Here is a 16,308-nt window from a genome sequence, read left to right on the forward strand (position 1 = left end):
GGTCCCGTGCAGGGCGTGGTGCGCCCGAGGAGGCACCCTAATGACGGAAAACGGACACAGGCGCGGCCGGAAGGCGGGGCCGCTCAGGGCCCGTCTCTCGGCTCCGTTCGGACTGGCCACCGTGGTGGCACTCGGGCTGTCCCTCGCGGCTCCCCTTTCGGCGTCGGCGGAGGAGATCTCCTCGGAGCCGTTCACCGGAGCCTCGGTCGACGAGGCGAAGTGGTACGGCGGTCCGTACACCCCGGGCGACCCGACCGGCTTCGCGTGCCTCACGGCGGCGGCCGGTGCGGAGGGGCCGCTCAAGAAGTGCCAGAAGCCGGTGGGCGAGAAGGCCGGCGAAGGTGCTCTGCGCCTGACGACCAACAGCAAGAAGCAGAACGGCTACGTGATCTCGCGCAAGGCGATCCCCGCCCGCGCGGGCATGAAGTTCAGCGTCGACTTCGCCGTCTACAGCCCCGGCCGTCCGGGCGACCCCGCCGACGGCATCTCGCTGATGCTGCTCGACGGCACCGCCGAGATGCCGAAGAAGTCGGGCCAGAACGGTGCGGGTCTCGGATATGTGGGACTCGAGGGCGGTTACCTCGGCGTCGGTCTGGACGTCTACGGCAACTTCACCTCGGACGACTTCGACGCGGCCGGCGGGCTCAACGGCCGTACGCCGAACTCGATCACCGTCCGCGGTGCGGCAGCCGTGGACAACCCGATGGTCGCCACGTACAAGTCGACCCGGCTGCTTGCCGCCGACGGCGCCAAGAACCGTGCCGAGGCCCGGCGTACCGCCATCGTGGAGCTGTCCCACGAGGGCGTCATGAAGGTCTCCATCGACTTCCACGACGGACGTCCGGTCCGCGAGGTCATCGAGCCGGTCGACCTCGACGAGATCAAGGGCCAGCCCAAGGTGCCCGACTCGCTGCGCATCGGCATCGCGGCCAGCACCGGCAACTCGACCGCCATCCACGAGGTGTGGAACGGCAAGATCGAGTCCCTGGACCCGAACCTGTCGACCAGCGTCCTGCCCAAGGGCCCGGTCAACGCGGGCGAGCCCGCCGAGTTCGAGCTGACCACCACCAACGACAAGCTGGCCGGACCCACCACCGGCGAGGTCGTCACCACCCAGACCTTCCCCGAGGGCGTCAAGCCGGTCGCGGCCTCCGGCGACGGCTGGACCTGCACGATCGCCGGGCAGACGGTCACCTGCAAGCGTCCCGGCACCGGTGCCGACGCGCTCAAGCCCGGCGACTCCTACCCGCCGGTCAAGGTGAAGACCGAGGTCGCGGCCGACGCGAAGGGTGACAAGAACGTCACCTCGCAGGCCACGACGCCCGGTTCGCCCCCGAAGCAGCCCGACACGAGCAGCTTCACCGTGACGCCGGCCAAGGACCCGGCGCTCGTGGTCACCACCAAGCCGGTCGGCGACGTGGTCGGCGGTGCCCCCGCCGTGTACCAGATCGACGTGGCCAACAAGCCCGACGCGGGTGCGACCAACGGCGAGGTCAAGGTCGTCCGTACCTTCCCGGAGGGCGTCAAGCCGATCAACGCGGTCGGTGAGGGCTGGACCTGCAAGATCGACGGCCAGACCGTCACCTGCACCCGCCCCGGCACCGGCAGCGACGTCCTGAACCCGGGCAACAGCTACCCGCCCATCTCCATCGGCACCCAGGTCGACGACGACGCCAAGGGCCCGCTCGAGGGCAGCACCGAGGCGACCTCCGGCGGCAAGGGCACGGGTCCGGTCAAGGACACCACCGACGTCAAGCCGGCGCCCGCCAAGGACCCGAACCTGAGCGTCGTGACCAAGCCCAAGGGCGATGTGATCGCGGGCAAGCCCGCCCAGTTCACCATCGACGTGTCCAACGCGCCGGAGGCCGGCCCGACCACGGGCCGTACGACGGTGTCGCGCACCTTCCCCGAAGGTGTCACCCCGGTCAAGGCCGCGGGCGACGGCTGGCAGTGCGCCATCGTCGGCCGGACCGTGACCTGCCAGCACGACGGTGTGATCGCCCCGGGCAAGAAGGCCCCGACGATCACGATCGACACCAAGGTCGACGCGGGCGCGACCGGTCAGCTGGAGGGCTGGACGGACCTGTCCACCCCCGGTGACCCGAACGCCGGCAACCGGGTCTTCGACACCTTCGTGGTGAAGGAGGACGCGGGCCAGCTGATCGACTGCGGTGGCTGGATCACGAGCAGCACCCGCGCCGCCCAGTGCGAGGAGTGATCCCCGTACGGCGGTGATCCGCTGAAGGACACCGCGGCCCCGGAGGCGACTCGCCTCCGGGGCCGCGGTGCTTTGCCGTCAACTCCTGTCCACAGCCTGTGGATCCAGTGCGGGCCACTGCCCACGAGTCACCGCGGCCGCGTGTCCACCACATCCAGGACGTACGCCGCCGGCTTGTCCTTCGGCATCCCGAGCGCCCCCTTGGTGTGCGTGAACCCGGGCCGCTCGTTCCCCGGCACCATGACCAGGATGCGGCTGCCGACGCGCTTGCCCTCGAGCGCCTCGAACCACCCCGGCAGCATCGCCGCGTCCTTCATCACGAACCCGTTGGGACCATTGCGCAGATACGTGGAGTTGAACGGAGTCTTCGTCCCCCACACCACACCCGTGTACTGCATCACGACGCTGTGCCCGGCCTTGAGCGGTGCCCCCTTGCCCTCGACCAGCGTGCGTACGCCGACCTTCTTCGGCTCCGCGCCGAAGTCCGCCATCACCGGCTCGGCGCCCGGTGCCTTCACGCTCACCGACGGGAACCCGCCGCTCGCCGGCCACTTGCCGGGCCCCGCCGCCTGCGCCTTGGGGTCGTAGCCGCCGATCACGTCGAAGACCAGGACCATGTGGTCGGTCGGGGTGACCTGCGCGGGCGCCATGCCGTGCGGCCCGAAGCCGTGCGTCGCGGGCGAGACGAGCAGCACCCGGCTGCCGGCCTTGCGGCCGATCAGCGCCTGGTCCCACGTACGCGAGACGTGCTGGCCGTCGAGCACCGCGGTCGTCGGCTGTTCGAGCCGGTAGGTGTCCATCAGGGCGCGGCCGCTCTCCCAGATCCGCATGTCCACATCGGTGACGATCACCTGGCCCTTGCGGGTCACCGGCCCGTCACCCTCGACGAGGACCTTCATCCGCGCGTCCTTCGGCGGCGGATACGTGGGCATCGCGACCTCGGGCCGGCTGCCGAACTCCCCCTTCACCTGGGGGATGTTCTCTGCCTTCCCGCCGCAGCCGAGTGCGGGCAGGATCAGCGCCGCGAGAACGGCGAGTGCGGCAGTGCGCCGTGCGCGGCGGGGTGGTGCGGCCACGGGGTCTCCTTCGAGCGGGGGCGGGTACGGGCCTCTCAGCCTTGCCCCGCCCCCTCGCCCGCCGGCGTACCGCACGCGAAAAGCCGCCTGCCGTACGCTCGTTCGGCGTACGGCAGGCGGCTCGGGGACCGCAGGTCAAGCCGGCAGGTCAAGCCACAGGGGACTTACCAGCAGGACGAGGTGTCCTTCATGCCCGCGGCGGCCGTACGCGGCGGCGCGAACGGGGCACAGGACTTGGAGAGCGGACGGGCCGGGGCACCCGCACGGTCCGAGGCCGCGCGCGGCGCCACCGCGAACTTGTCGGTGATCTTCGGGTCGCGGAGCACCGCGGCGTGCACGACCGTCACATCCGCGACGTCCGTGCCGAGCACGCTCGCGTGGATGCCGTTGACGTACCCGCTCGTCGCCTTCGGGTCGTACTTGTACGCGCCGTTGGGACCCTTGGTCGGGTTGCCCTTCACGTCCGTCGTGACCTGCTCGTTGGTCGTGGCCAGGGCGAGCGGCGCCTGGGTGTAGTCCTCCGGGATGCGCAGACCGAGGTTGACCGCCCAGATCGGCGGGATGTCGATGATGCGGGTGCCCGCCACCGAGATGTAGCCGCGGGCGGCGCCGCCGGTGAAGGCGACGGGCTTGCCCGGCTGGGAGTACGCGGAGACCGTGATGCCCTCGACGTGGACACCGAACGGCGAGAGCTGGGTGCCGCCGGTCGGGTTCTGGATGTACGGCAGACCGATGTCCACCGCGGCGCCACCGGCGTCCGCGTACACCTCGCCGCGCGCCGGCACGTCCTGCTTGCCGGACGTCGTCGCCGGGTGCGCGTGGCCCATCGCGCGGGAGTAGAGCGCGGAGACCTTGCCCAGGCCGATGCCCATGGGGGCCAGGTTGACGAGTTCCCGGCCGCCCGCGTGCTGCTTGGGCGCCTGCGGGGTGATCGGGTAGTGGGACTGGAAGAGCTTGGTGTCGATGATCTTGCCCAGGCCCTTCACCCGCACCAGCCAGGCGTCGGCCTGGACGCAGTCCTTGGTGTCCACCACCGTTCCCCAGTCGTCGACACCGCCGGGTGCGTGGGCGGCCTGCGCGGGGAGTGTGGCGGTGAGCACCGCGGTCAGGGCGACGCCCGCTGTCAGCAGGGCGCGGGACCCTGAAATGCGCCATGAGGCCATGGCCGACCCTCTCTTTCGGTGAATCTCCCGGGAGTGGGTCCCGGGTGGGTTCTTCGGGAGCTGAAGGGATCTGAAGGGAGCTGAAGTCGATCTGAAGGAGGAGGAAGCAGCCGAGAAGATCGACCACTGATAGTTAGAGGCTCGCTACGCAGCGCGATATCCGCATGCCGGAGGGGCCATCTGGGGGCGGCTCGTCACTGTGCGTCGCCGCCGTCCGCGCCGGCCTTGCCCGCGTCGGCGGTCCCGCGGTGCAGCACCGCCGCGTGCCCCACCGTCATGTCGAGCGCCACCGGGAACAGCAGCGTGATGTGGGCCGTGTTCGCGAAGCCGCTGCCGGCCCCCGGCTCGGGGGCGTACCGGCCGTCCTTGCCCGCGGTGGGGTGGCCCTGCGCGTCGGTGGTGATCTGCTCGTTGAACGTGACGAGTCCCCACGGCGGCAGCTTCTTGTCGGCGGGGATGCGCAGACTCGTGTTTGGCTTCAACGGGCCGTCGAACGCGATCAGTTCACGCCCGAACGACATCGCCCTGCCGCCCTTGATCTCCGTACGGAACTCGGCGGCACGGTCCGCGTGCGCGACCGCCGTCGTCACCGCGTCCCGCAGATCGAGCAGGACCGGCAGCCGCTTCGTGTCCACGGGCCCGCCCGGCGCCTTCAGATACGGCACGCCCAGCTCCGCACGCCCGAGCTTCGACTCGGCGTGCACGGAGCCGTCCTTCATCCACGTACGCGTCGAAAGCCGGTGCAGACTGCCGAACGAGTACTTCTTCCCCAGCTCGAGGGGCTTGGCCGCACCGCTGACGGCGGCGGGCGCGTCGGGCAGCGCCGGCAGGTGCGCCTCGGTCAGACGGGCGTCCCTGTGGGCGTTCCCGCCGCGCGCCCGCAGCGTCCAGGCGTTCGCCTGGGCGGAGGTGTCGTCGTCGGAGATCGTGCCCCAGTGGGTGGCGGGCAGCGGCTGCTGCGGGGGCGGCGGAGGGGCGTTGCGGGCGCTCGGCGGCTTGAAGAAGCCGAACCCCAGATCAAGGGCGCCGTGCACGATGTCCGTGATGCCGGAGAACATGCTCTCGGCTTCCTTGTGCCCCGGGTACTCCGGCAGCGTGGGCAGCTCCGGGGTGTCGGGGAGCTCGGGCTCGATCAGTTCGGGAACCTCGGGCTTCTCGGGAACGGGCACGTTCCCCTCGCCCTGCGGCTGGCCGTCCTCGTTGACCTCGATCCCGCCGGGCGGCGGGAACGGGGGCGGCTGGAGCCCGGTGGCGTAGGCGCCTGAGGCGAGCGCCGACAGGGAGAGCGTCAGGGCGACGGTGGCCACAACGGCCGTACGCGGGCGGGACGTTCGGGTGCTGGGTGGCATGGGGGACCCCCTGGTCCTGGGGTTGGGATGCTGCTGCGGGGAGGGGTCCCGCCGATGGGGCGGGACGGGCGGGGCGGTGTCCATCGAGACCGGCGGGGCAGTGCCCATGAAGCCGGGCGGGGCGGTGCCCATGGAGACGGCCGCCACCGCCGCCGTCGGGGACGGACGGGCGGGCGGCGGCCGGTCTCGGCCGAGGCGGCGGCCTCAGTTGGTCAGGTCGGGAACCGTCGGCAGCTTGACGCCGGGGTCCGTCGGCAGCTTGTGGCTGGACGCCGTGACCAGGTCGAGCAGGGTCGGCACCTTGGGCATCTTGTCCTTGAGGTGGTCCGTCTTGGCCGCGTCGCGGATCACGGCGGCGTGGCCGATCGTCACGTCGGCGACGTTCGGGCCGAGCACGCTGGCGTGGATAGCGTTGACGTAACCGCTCGTGGCGCGCGGGTCGTACGCGTACGAGCCGTTCTTGCCCTTGGTGGGCACGCCCTTGGCATCGGTGGTGATCTGCTCGTTGGTCTGCGCGATGATCGGGGCGGCGTCGTTGCCGGTGCCCGGGATGGTCGCGCCGAGGTTCACCGCCCAGATCGGCGGAATCTCGACGATCTTCGTACCGAAGAGCGTGATCTCACCGCTGGCCGCGCCGCCCTGGAACTCCACGGGACGGCCCGGCAGCGAGCGCGCGTGCACGTCGATCGCGTCGACGCTCACACCGAGGCCCGACAGGGGCGTGCCACCGAAGGGGTTCTCGACGTAGGGCAGGCCGATGTGCACGGAGCCGCCGCCGGCGTTCGCGTACGAGGCACCCGGGACCGGGAAGGTCCGCTTGCTCGACTTGTTCATCGGCAGCTTGTTGGTCAGGGCCTTGGAGTACAGCGCCGACACCTTGCCGAGGCCCACGCCGCCCGGGGCGAGGTTGATCAGCTCGTTGCCGCCCTCCATCTCCCGGGGCGCCTTCGGGGTGCCTGGCGAGGCCGACTCGAACAGCCGGGCGTTGATCAACCGGCCGATGCCCGTGACCCCGATGACCCAGGCGTTGGCCTGGACGCCGTCCTTGGTCTCGACGACCGTGCCCCAGTCGTACGAGGGCTCCTTCTCGTCGGCGTGTGCGGTACCCATGGCGGTGACCGCCACCGTCAGTGCGAGCCCGGCCGCGGTCGCGGCGCGCAGACCCGTGGTGTGCCATGCAGACATAGCCACCCAATTCCTTCCCTGCGGATGAAGGTCGATAAATCGACCACTGTCCGTAAGGGCACCATCGCTCTGGGTGACGCGCACGCCGTGCGAAGGCATCCGGGTCAGGGCGGTCCGGGGGCGTCAGTCCACGACCTCGCCGACCCGCTCCTTCTCGGCCAGCCGGATCACACACACCGTGATCGCGATCATCAGCGAGGGGTCGGCCTCCTCCCGTACGACATCGACGCCGTACGTCTCGCGCACCCGCAGCCACCGCCGCGAGATATGCGCGAGCATCTCGCCCTCGTACTCGACGACGAACTCCCGGTCGAGGATCTTGCCGCTGACGTCCAGCTCGGTGCCGTCGACGAGCTGGACGCGGTAGTGGTTGCGCAGCAGCGAGAACCGCTTCTTCTTGACCGTGGCGAGCGCCTCGCCGCCGCGCTCGATGGTCATCGCGTCCCGCAGGCTGAACATCTTGGCGCGGATGTCGATGAGCACCCGCCCCTCGGGATCCTTGAGCTCGAAGGTCTCCTTGATCCGCATGGCCTTGCCGTCGACGAAGAAGGCCTTGCGGCCGTGCTCGTCCTCGATCCAGTAGTCGTCACCGATGGCGAAGAGCTTGTCGCGTACGAGATATTTCATGCCGGGATCCGTACCCGCTGACCGCCTGACGGCCATGCGCCGCCCGGGTGGCAAGCTTGAACCATGAACGACGCAGCCCCGGCCCCCCGCCGCGCCCGAGTCCGTGCCCCCGAGCTGATCGGCAAGGGCGGCTGGCTGAACACGGGAGGCAAGGAACTCACCCTCGCCGACCTGCGCGGACGCATCACGATCCTCGACTTCTGGACCTTCTGCTGCATCAACTGCCTGCACGTGCTCGACGAGCTGCGTGAGCTGGAGGAGAAGCACAAGGACACCGTCGTGATCATCGGGGTGCACTCGCCGAAGTTCGTGCACGAGGCCGAGCACGCGGCCGTCGTCGACGCCGTCGAGCGCTATGAGGTGCACCACCCGGTGCTCGACGATCCGGAGCTCGCGACCTGGAAGCAGTACGCCGTACGGGCCTGGCCGACGCTCGTCGTCATCGACCCCGAGGGCTATGTGGTCGCGCAGCACGCAGGCGAGGGCCATGCGCACGCGATCGAGAAGCTGGTCGAGGAGCTGGAGGCCGAGCACGAGGCGAAGGGGACGCTGCGGCGCGGTGACGGCCCCTATGTCGCGCCCGAGCCGGTCGCCACCGATCTGCGCTTCCCCGGCAAGGCGCTGCTGCTGCCCGGCGGGAACTTCCTCGTCTCGGACTCGACCCGGCACCAGCTGGTGGAGATGGCCGCCGACGGAGAGACGGTGGTGCGCAGGATCGGCAGCGGTGAACGAGGCTTCGGGGAAGGGGAGTTCAGCGAGCCCCAGGGCCTCGCCCTGCTCCCCGACGGGCGCGTGATCATCGCCGATACGGTCAATCACGCGCTGAGGACGTACGACCCGGCGTCCGGCGCGATCGAGACCGTGGCCGGCACCGGACGCCAGTGGTGGCAGGGCTCGCCCACCTCGGGCCCTGCGCTCGAAGTGGACCTCTCCTCGCCGTGGGACGTGGCCTGGTTCGACGGGCTGGTCTGGATCGCCATGGCCGGTGTGCACCAGCTGTGGACGTACGACCCTCAGGCCGGGACGGTCCAGGTCGCGGCGGGCACGACCAACGAAGGGCTGGTCGACGGACCCGCGGCCGAGGCCTGGTTCGCGCAGCCCTCCGGCCTCGCGGCCACCGAGGACCGGCTGTGGATCGCCGACTCGGAGACCAGCGCGCTGCGCTGGATCGACCGCGACCGGATCGTGCACACGGCCGTCGGCACCGGCCTCTTCGACTTCGGCCACCGCGACGGAGCCGCCGAACAGGCGCTGCTCCAGCACCCGTTGGGCGTCACCGCGCTCCCCGACGGATCGGTCGCGGTCAGCGACACGTACAACCACGCGCTGCGCCGCTACGACCCGGCAACCGGGGAGGTCACCACCCTGGCGACCGATCTGCGCGAGCCCTCCGACGCGGTCCTGGTCGGCGAGGACATCGTGGTCGTCGAGTCCGCCCGCCACCGGCTCACCCGGCTGCGGCTGCCCGACGAGGCCGTACGCGTGGAGGCGGTCGCGCACCGTACGCAGCGTGCCGCGACCGAAGTCGCCCCGGGCAAGCTCACGTTGGACGTGGTCTTCCAGGCCCCGACCGGCCAGAAGCTGGACACCCGCTACGGCCCGTCCACCCGGCTGCTCGTCTCGTCCACCCCGCCCGCGCTGCTGCTCGCCGGCGAGGGCGCGGGCACGGACCTGGCCCGCGACCTTGAGCTGAACCCGGCCGTCGCCGAGGGTGTCCTGCACGTATCGGCCATGGCCGCCTCGTGCGACGACGACCCGGCGAACGAGTACCCCGCCTGCCATGTCCACCAGCAGGACTGGGGCGTCCCGGTCCGCCTCACCGAAGGCGCGACGGACCGGCTGGCGCTGGTGCTCGCGGGGATGGACGCGTAGTCCCCGAAGGGTTCCTAGCTGAGCGCCAGGTCCATCTCCTGCTGCCAGTAGGACACCTTGGGCTCGTAGATGAACAGGTCGTTCACCTTGACGGTGTCCGGCTCGCCGAACTGGACCGTCGAGCCGTCGGCGCCGACCTTCCTGATCAGGTCGACGGAGAGCGTCTTGGCGTGCGGCTTGGTGCCGTCGTCCGCCCGGTCCGCCGGGCTCGTGTTGAGCCCGGCGTACGCGGAGGCACCGGGCTTCAGCGTGACGACGGCCTGCGGCCTGGTGTCCTCGCGGCCCTCCGCCGTGCCGTCCAGGTCGGGGCCGAAGCTGACGACCGGGTAGTGCAGCACCGTGCAGGTGCGCTTGCCGGTGTTGGTGAGCGTGATCAGCTGGTAGTTGACCGGGCGCGGAGCGGCGGTCACGGTCAGCTTCGTCTCCGCGTTGGTGCACGGCCCCGTCTTGCCGCCGCCGCCCGCGGCCGGCTTGGAGGGCTTGCCCGCCGGGACGGTCTTGCCGCCGTCCTTGGTCGGGGTGTCCGACGGGTCCTGCGTCTTGCCCGACCCCTTCGAGGAGTCCTTCGACGAACCCTTCGAGGACGAGCTGCCCCCGGACGAGTTGGACGACTTGCGCCCGGACCCGGAGTCCGAGCAGCCGGTCAGGACCATACCGACAGCAGCCGTTCCCGCGATGACGAGCGCGGCGCGCCGACGCAACGTACCCATGAATGAATCCCCCGTGCTTGAAGTGCGGTCAGTGGGTACGGAGTTCGTACCGTCCCGCGCTCCAAGACGAGGATCGCCGCGCCTCAGTTCCCTCGAACCCCGTACGTACGGCTCATTCGTACGTACGCCCGGTCTGACGGTCGTCCACCACGGTGCCGCCGGGGGTGATGACCCGCCGCTTGCGTGCCGCGGAACTGAAGGCCGCGACACCGATGATCCCGACGAGCATCAGGATGATGCCCACGATGTCGAGGTTGACCCCCTGCATCTCCCAGTTGGTCGCGAACGTGAGGATGGCGCCGCCTGCGATCAGCAGGATGCATCCGCCCATGCCCATGACTTACGCCTCCCTGTACATGGCTGTTCCGGCACCCCGGGTACCCGGCGCCGGAACAGCCATGCAGGCAGGGCCGGTTCAGGACTCCAGGAAGGCCGTCAGCGCGCCGGCGAGCAGGTGCGGGTCGTCGGATCCGCACAGCTCGCGCGCGCTGTGCATCGACAGGATCGCGACACCGATGTCGACGGTCTTGATGCCGTGCCGCGCCGCCGTGATCGGACCGATGGTGGTGCCGCAGGGCATCGCGTTGTTCGAGACGAAGTGCTGGTACGGGACGCCGGCGCGCTCACACGCGTCGACGAAGACCGCACGGCCCGAACCGTCGGTCGCATAGCGGTTGTTGACGTTGACCTTGAGGATCGGCCCGCCGTTCGCGCGCGGGTGGTGCGTCGGGTCGTGGCGCTCCCCGTAGTTGGGGTGGACCGCGTGCCCGGTGTCGGAGGACAGGCAGACGGTGCCGGCGAAGGCACGGGCCTTGTCCTCGTAACTGCCGCCGCGCGCGAACACCGAACGCTCGAGCACACTGCCGAGCAGCGGCCCGTCGGCGCCGGTGTCGGACTGGGACCCGTTCTCCTCGTGGTCGAAGGCGGCGAGCACCGGGATGTACGAGAGGTCGGAGGAGGCCGAGGCGGCGGCGAGCGCGGCCGTCGCGGCGTGCACGGAAAGGAGGTTGTCCATCCGGGGCCCTGCGAGCAGCTCCTGGTCGCGGCCGAGGTAGGCGGGCGGCTCGATGGAGTGCACCATCAGGTCCCAGCCGGTCACGTCGCCGGCCGCGATCTGGTTCTCCTCCTCCAGGAAGGAGATCAGGTCGCCCTCGTGGGCGTCACCGAGACCCCAGATCGGCTGCATGTGCTTCTGCTTGTCGAGCTGCAGCCCCTTCTCGTAGATCGACCGGTCCATATGGATCGCCAGCTGCGGTACGCGCAGCAGCGGCCGGCCGACGTTGACCAGTCGGGTCGTGCCGTCGCGCAGGGACAGCCGGCCCGCGAGACCCAGGTCGCGGTCGAGCCAGGAGTTGAGCAGCGGCCCGCCGTAGATCTCCACGGCCACCTGCCGCCAGCCGTACGCGCCGGTGTCGGGCAGCGGCTTCACGCGCAGGTTGGGGGAGTCGGTGTGCGCGCCGACGATACGGAACGGGGTGTGCGCCGAGGCGCCCTCCGGCACGTACCAGGCGATGATCGCGCCACCGCGCAGGACGTACTTGCCGCCGCTCGTGCCGTCCCACTCGGCCGCCTCGTCGACCTGACGGAACCCGGCCTTCTCCAGCCGCTCGGCGGCGCTCGCCACCGCGTGGTACGGCGTGGGGCTCGCGGAGAGGAAGGTGATCAGGTCGTCGGTGTGGCCTCGGTCGAACCGGGCGGCTGCGCTGCTGCTCATGGCTTCACCTTAACGACGCGCTCCGACGCGCTCCCGGGAGCCGTGGTGTCAGTCGCCGAGGGCCGCCGACGGGGAGTCGCCGCGGCCGGCCTGCTCGGCTCGTTCGGTGACGACGGCGGCGACGTCCACGACCGCGTCGACGTCGAGCTCCTTGTCGGGGGCGGCCTCGCCCGTGATCTGCAGGACGTTCGCTCCGACCCGGACCTGGATCTGCGCGACCGGACCACCGGCGCGCCCGTATGCGGACTTGAAGGCGTCGTGCTCGTCACCGAGTACGCCGGAATCGATCTTCTCCGGCTTGGCGCCGGACTTGAGAACACGCTGCCACAGCTCGTCGTACGCGGGCTCCGCACCGTCGGTGTCCTTGGCCGCGAAAACGCTGACGATCACTGAGAACTGCTGGTCCGGCGCGGTGTACTGGCCCTGGCTGTAGAAGCGCAGACCGTCACAGGGGGTCTTCTTCTCTTCCGCGACGCCGCAGACGCCGGCCCTGGAAATCCTCGGCAGCGGTTCGGCCGCTCGCGTGCTGACCTTCCAGCCCGACATCGCCGCGTCGTCCGGCAGCACGGCCTCCACCTGCTTCGCGGTCAGCGGCTCGGCGCTCTCCGTACCGCCGCCGCCACCGCACCCGGTGAGCAGCACAAGGCCGCCCACAACGACCGCGCCGTACCACTTGCTGTTCATGCCCCGCCCCTCGTCGATGACGTCCGATCATACGGACGGCCCGCCCCCCGACCGGGGCGGGCCGTCACGCACAGCGGACGATCGCGATGATCAAGAAGCGACGATCAGAAAGCGGACTCGTCCAGGTCCATCAGGTCCAGGTCCACGCCCTCGGCGAGCTTGCGCGCACCCGTGACACCCGGCAGGACGTTGGCGGCGAAGAACTTCGCGGCCGCGATCTTGCCGGCGTAGAAGGGCTTGTCCTTGGCGGACGCGTTCGGCAGCTTCTCGGCGGCCACCGCGGCGCCCTTGAGCAGCAGGTAGCCGACGACCACGTCACCGGAGGCGAGCAGCAGACGGGTCGTGTTGAGACCCACCTTGTAGATCGAGCGCACGTCCTGCTCGGTGGCCGCGAGGTCCGTGAGCATCAGGCCGACGATGGCCTCCAGCTCGACGGCCGCCTTGGCCAGCTGCTCGCGCGCGACGGACAGCTCCTCGCCGCCCGTACCGACCGCGAGGAACTTCTTGATGTCCTCGGCCAGCGCGTTGAGCGCGGCACCCTGGTTGCGGACGATCTTCCGGAAGAAGTAGTCCTGACCCTGGATCGCGGTCGTGCCCTCGTACAGGGTGTCGATCTTCGCGTCCCGGATGTACTGCTCGATCGGGTACTCCTGCAGATAGCCGGAGCCGCCGAAGGTCTGCAGCGACTGCGCGAGCTGCTCGTACGCCTTCTCCGAGCCGTAGCCCTTCACGATCGGCAGGAGCAGGTCGTTGAGGGCCTCCAGCTGCGCGGTGTCCTCGCCGGCCGCCTCCTTGACCATGATCTCGTCCTGCACGGCCGCGGTGTGAAGGACGAGCGCGCGCATGCCCTCCGCGTACGCCTTCTGCGTCATCAGCGAGCGGCGTACGTCGGGGTGGTGCGTGATGGTGACCTTCGGCGCGGTCTTGTCCATGAACTGCGCGAGGTCCGGACCCTGCACGCGCTCCTTGGCGTACTCCAGGGCGTTCAGGTAGCCGGTGGAGAGCGTGGAGATCGCCTTCGTGCCGACCATCATGCGGGCGAACTCGATGATGCGGAACATCTGGCGGATGCCGTCGTGCTTGTCACCGATCAGCCAGCCGACGGCCGGGTTGCCGGCCTGGTCGCCGAAGGTCATCTCGCAGGTGTTGGAGGCCTTGAGGCCCATCTTGTGCTCGACGTTCGTCGCGTACACACCGTTGCGCTCGCCCAGCTCGCCGGTCTCGAAGTCGAAGTGGAACTTCGGCACGAGGAAGAGCGACAGACCCTTGGTGCCCGGGCCGTGGCCCTCGGGGCGGGCCAGGACGTAGTGGAGGATGTTCTCCTCCATGTCGTGCTCACCGGACGTGATGAAGCGCTTCACGCCCGTGATGTGCCAGGAGCCGTCCGCCTGCTGCACGGCCTTGGTACGGCCGGCGCCGACATCCGAACCGGCGTCCGGCTCGGTGAGCACCATCGTCGAGCCCCAGAGCTTGTCGACGGCGATCTTCGCCCACTTCTTCTGCTCCTCGGTGCCCTCCTCGAAGAGGATCCGGGCGAACGCCGGGCCGGAGGAGTACATCCAGATCGCCGGGTTGGCGCCGAGCACCAGCTCCGCGTACGACCAGATCAGGGACGGCGGCGCGGTGGTGCCGCCGATCTCCTCGGGCAGGCCCAGACGCCAGTACTCGGAGTCCATGAAGGCCTTGTAGGACTTCTTGAAGGAGGCCGGCACCGGGGCCGTGTTGGTCTCCGGGTCGAAGACCGGCGGGTTGCGGTCGGCGTCGATGAAGGACTCGGCCAGCTCGTTCTCCGCGAGGCGGGTGAGCTCGGCGAGTACGTCCTTGGCGGTCTCGGTGTCCATCTCCGCGAACGGGCCGGTGCCGTACAGCTTGTCGCGCCCGAGCACCTCGAAGAGGTTGAACTCGATGTCGCGGAGATTCGACTTGTAGTGCCCCATGGCGACGGCTCCGTAAAAGTCCGGGAGGAGGTGGATCCCGGCAGGTGTCCCGGCAGGATCCTCGTATGCGTACCAGCTAGTAGCTCCGATGATGCTACCCGTCGGTAATAAGATGCAACCCCAAACCGGCCATCTGTGACCCAGTACGCTCGACCCCATGTACGGCTACGACCAGAGCCCCGGTGGGCAGCAGCAGTACGCACCGCCGATGCCCCCGCCGCAGCAGCCGATGGGCGGCGGCATGCCCGGTGCTGCGTACGGCCAGCAGCCCCCGCTCTACCCCGAGCCGTCCCCGCCCTCGCTCGCCGACGCCGTGCGCGCCTTCACCACCGGCTCGATGGCGGCCGAGGACTTCCAGCAGATCTTCGCGACCTCCAAGGTCTACTGCCCGCGCGGCGACAACCCCGGCTTCCTGGCGCTGCACAACACCCAGCAGCCGGTCATCCCGATGTTCACCTCGCTCAAGGAGCTGCGGCGGTACGCGGGCAAGGAGTCCAAGTACTTCGTGATCACCGGCGCCGAGGTCATCGACCTGCTGCCGACGGGGTACGGCTTCGTGCTCGACATGGAGGGTGAGCACCGGATGGTCTTCGACGCGAAGGCCGTGGAGCAGATGGTCGACTTCGCGATGCGGCGGATGTACGGCTAGCAGGCATACGGCTATGTGAGGCGCCCGGGAGGAATACCTCCCGGGCGTTCCTCGTTCCAGGTGGCAGAAAGTTCGAGATTCAACTACTCTCGGATCAGAAGGAGGTACCGACCATGCCTGCTGTAACCGTCGAGAACCCGTTGACCCTGCCCAAGGTGGCCGCTCCCGCCGACGCGGTGGCCCGCAAGGTCCTTGCCGTGGCGACCGCGCCGACCGGCTTCGAGGGCGAGGGCTTCCCGGTGCGCCGCGCGTTCGCGGGCATCAACTACAAGTACCTCGACCCGTTCATCATGATGGATCAGATGGGCGAGGTGGAGTACGCGCCGGGCGAGCCCAAGGGCACCCCGTGGCACCCCCACCGCGGCTTCGAGACCGTCACGTACCTGATCGACGGCACCTTCGTCCACCAGGACTCCAACGGTGGCGGCGGCACCATCCAGAACGGGGACACCCAGTGGATGACCGCGGGTTCGGGCCTCCTGCACATCGAGGCTCCGCCGGAGGACCTCGTGATGTCCGGCGGTCTCTTCCACGGCCTGCAGCTGTGGGTGAACCTGCCCGCCAAGGACAAGATGATGGACCCCCGCTACCAGGACATCCGCGGCGGCCAGGTCCAGCTGCTCAGCTCCCCCGACGGCGGCGCGCTGCTCCGTGTCATCGCCGGTGAGCTGGACGGGCACGAGGGCCCCGGCATCACGCACACCCCGATCACGATGATCCACGCGACCGTACGGCCGGGTGCCTCGGTGACGCTGCCGTGGCGCTCCGACTTCAACGGGCTCGCGTACGTGCTCGCCGGTCGTGGCACGGTCGGCGAGGAGCGGCGTCCGATCCACATGGGTCAGACCGCCGTCTTCGGCGACGGGGGTGCGCTGACCGTCCGCGCGGACGAGAAGCAGGACGGGAACACCCCGGACCTCGAGGTCGTGCTGCTCGGCGGCCGGCCGATCCGTGAGTCGATGGCGCACTACGGTCCGTTCGTGATGAACACCCAGGCGGAGCTGCAGCAGGCCTTCGAGGACTTCCAGAAGGGCCGGCTCGGCACCGTCCCCGCCGTGCACGGGATGTAGGAACCGGCGTGCGCGCCCTGCAGGACAGGCGTGCGCTTGACGCAGGACCGGACG

Annotated in this window: 14 protein-coding genes; 4 read left to right on the top strand and 10 right to left on the bottom strand. The window is 69.9% G+C overall.

Annotated elements, in window-relative coordinates; genetic code table 11:
- The first annotated feature begins 40 nt into the window (after positions 1 to 40).
- Positions 41 to 2,218: a lectin-like domain-containing protein gene (locus ABT367_RS19470; RefSeq protein WP_352254323.1), complete on the top strand. Its 2,178-nt coding sequence runs from the start codon at positions 41 to 43 to the stop codon at positions 2,216 to 2,218.
- Positions 2,219 to 2,346: 128 nt separating this feature from the next.
- Here the strand turns inward: ABT367_RS19470 and ABT367_RS19475 are convergent, their stop codons facing one another.
- The 5 genes from ABT367_RS19475 to ABT367_RS19495 all read right to left on the bottom strand — a co-directional run bounded on the left by ABT367_RS19475 (position 2,347) and on the right by ABT367_RS19495 (position 7,618).
- Positions 2,347 to 3,294, bottom strand: a complete 948-nt coding sequence (locus tag ABT367_RS19475) for an FKBP-type peptidyl-prolyl cis-trans isomerase (protein ID WP_352254324.1) — start codon at positions 3,292 to 3,294, stop codon at positions 2,347 to 2,349.
- Positions 3,295 to 3,458: 164 nt separating this feature from the next.
- Positions 3,459 to 4,457: a hypothetical protein gene (locus ABT367_RS19480; protein WP_352254325.1), complete on the bottom strand. Its 999-nt coding sequence runs from the start codon at positions 4,455 to 4,457 to the stop codon at positions 3,459 to 3,461.
- Between the two features lie 194 nt (positions 4,458 to 4,651).
- Positions 4,652 to 5,806 (bottom strand): hypothetical protein, encoded by a 1,155-nt coding sequence (locus ABT367_RS19485; protein WP_352254326.1) that lies wholly within the window; start codon positions 5,804 to 5,806, stop codon positions 4,652 to 4,654.
- A 204-nt stretch (positions 5,807 to 6,010) separates the two neighbouring features.
- Entirely contained in the window at positions 6,011 to 6,991 is a 981-nt protein-coding gene (locus ABT367_RS19490; protein WP_352254327.1) for a hypothetical protein, read from the bottom strand.
- Between the two features lie 123 nt (positions 6,992 to 7,114).
- Complete coding sequence (locus ABT367_RS19495) at positions 7,115 to 7,618, bottom strand: LURP-one-related/scramblase family protein (protein WP_352254328.1); 504 nt, start codon at positions 7,616 to 7,618, stop codon at positions 7,115 to 7,117.
- Between the two features lie 63 nt (positions 7,619 to 7,681).
- Here ABT367_RS19495 and ABT367_RS19500 point away from each other — a divergent pair, with 63 nt between their 5' ends.
- A complete protein-coding gene (locus tag ABT367_RS19500) occupies positions 7,682 to 9,490 on the top strand; it encodes an NHL domain-containing thioredoxin family protein (RefSeq protein ID WP_352254329.1) in 1,809 nt (602 codons plus the stop codon).
- 14 nt (positions 9,491 to 9,504) lie between these two features.
- Here the strand turns inward: ABT367_RS19500 and ABT367_RS19505 are convergent, their stop codons facing one another.
- The 5 genes from ABT367_RS19505 to ABT367_RS19525 all read right to left on the bottom strand — a co-directional run bounded on the left by ABT367_RS19505 (position 9,505) and on the right by ABT367_RS19525 (position 14,535).
- A complete protein-coding gene (locus ABT367_RS19505; protein ID WP_352254330.1) occupies positions 9,505 to 10,200 on the bottom strand; it encodes a DUF4232 domain-containing protein in 696 nt (231 codons plus the stop codon).
- A gap of 112 nt (positions 10,201 to 10,312) precedes the next feature.
- Positions 10,313 to 10,537: a DUF6458 family protein gene (locus ABT367_RS19510; protein ID WP_165334909.1), complete on the bottom strand. Its 225-nt coding sequence runs from the start codon at positions 10,535 to 10,537 to the stop codon at positions 10,313 to 10,315.
- 78 nt (positions 10,538 to 10,615) lie between these two features.
- Positions 10,616 to 11,914 (bottom strand): M18 family aminopeptidase, encoded by a 1,299-nt coding sequence (locus ABT367_RS19515; RefSeq protein ID WP_352254331.1) that lies wholly within the window; start codon positions 11,912 to 11,914, stop codon positions 10,616 to 10,618.
- A 48-nt stretch (positions 11,915 to 11,962) separates the two neighbouring features.
- Positions 11,963 to 12,598: a hypothetical protein gene (locus tag ABT367_RS19520; protein WP_352254332.1), complete on the bottom strand. Its 636-nt coding sequence runs from the start codon at positions 12,596 to 12,598 to the stop codon at positions 11,963 to 11,965.
- A gap of 104 nt (positions 12,599 to 12,702) precedes the next feature.
- Positions 12,703 to 14,535: an acyl-CoA dehydrogenase gene (locus ABT367_RS19525; RefSeq protein ID WP_352254333.1), complete on the bottom strand. Its 1,833-nt coding sequence runs from the start codon at positions 14,533 to 14,535 to the stop codon at positions 12,703 to 12,705.
- Positions 14,536 to 14,692: 157 nt separating this feature from the next.
- Here ABT367_RS19525 and ABT367_RS19530 point away from each other — a divergent pair, with 157 nt between their 5' ends.
- Positions 14,693 to 15,184 (top strand): SseB family protein, encoded by a 492-nt coding sequence (locus ABT367_RS19530; protein ID WP_199552588.1) that lies wholly within the window; start codon positions 14,693 to 14,695, stop codon positions 15,182 to 15,184.
- 113 nt (positions 15,185 to 15,297) lie between these two features.
- A complete protein-coding gene (locus ABT367_RS19535) occupies positions 15,298 to 16,254 on the top strand; it encodes a pirin family protein (RefSeq protein WP_352254334.1) in 957 nt (318 codons plus the stop codon).
- Positions 16,255 to 16,308 lie beyond the last annotated feature (54 nt).

Origin of the sequence: Streptomyces mesophilus (genome assembly GCF_040300965.1) — a bacterium.
GTDB classification, from domain to species: Bacteria; Actinomycetota; Actinomycetes; order Streptomycetales; family Streptomycetaceae; genus Streptomyces; species Streptomyces mesophilus_A.

Bases quoted from the DNA above. Each gene is read 5' to 3' on its own strand.
- ABT367_RS19525 (WP_352254333.1), bottom strand. From the start codon at position 14,535: ATGGGGCACTACAAGTCGAATCTCCGCGACATCGAGTTCAACCTCTTC.
- ABT367_RS19515 (WP_352254331.1), bottom strand. From the start codon at position 11,914: ATGAGCAGCAGCGCAGCCGCCCGGTTCGACCGAGGCCACACCGACGAC.
- ABT367_RS19480 (WP_352254325.1), bottom strand. From the start codon at position 4,457: ATGGCCTCATGGCGCATTTCAGGGTCCCGCGCCCTGCTGACAGCGGGC.
- ABT367_RS19505 (WP_352254330.1), bottom strand. From the start codon at position 10,200: ATGGGTACGTTGCGTCGGCGCGCCGCGCTCGTCATCGCGGGAACGGCT.
- ABT367_RS19495 (WP_352254328.1), bottom strand. From the start codon at position 7,618: ATGAAATATCTCGTACGCGACAAGCTCTTCGCCATCGGTGACGACTAC.
- ABT367_RS19470 (WP_352254323.1), top strand. From the start codon at position 41: ATGACGGAAAACGGACACAGGCGCGGCCGGAAGGCGGGGCCGCTCAGG.
- ABT367_RS19485 (WP_352254326.1), bottom strand. From the start codon at position 5,806: ATGCCACCCAGCACCCGAACGTCCCGCCCGCGTACGGCCGTTGTGGCC.
- ABT367_RS19530 (WP_199552588.1), top strand. From the start codon at position 14,693: ATGTACGGCTACGACCAGAGCCCCGGTGGGCAGCAGCAGTACGCACCG.
- ABT367_RS19500 (WP_352254329.1), top strand. From the start codon at position 7,682: ATGAACGACGCAGCCCCGGCCCCCCGCCGCGCCCGAGTCCGTGCCCCC.
- ABT367_RS19535 (WP_352254334.1), top strand. From the start codon at position 15,298: ATGCCTGCTGTAACCGTCGAGAACCCGTTGACCCTGCCCAAGGTGGCC.
- ABT367_RS19490 (WP_352254327.1), bottom strand. From the start codon at position 6,991: ATGTCTGCATGGCACACCACGGGTCTGCGCGCCGCGACCGCGGCCGGG.
- ABT367_RS19520 (WP_352254332.1), bottom strand. From the start codon at position 12,598: ATGAACAGCAAGTGGTACGGCGCGGTCGTTGTGGGCGGCCTTGTGCTG.
- ABT367_RS19510 (WP_165334909.1), bottom strand. From the start codon at position 10,537: ATGGGCATGGGCGGATGCATCCTGCTGATCGCAGGCGGCGCCATCCTC.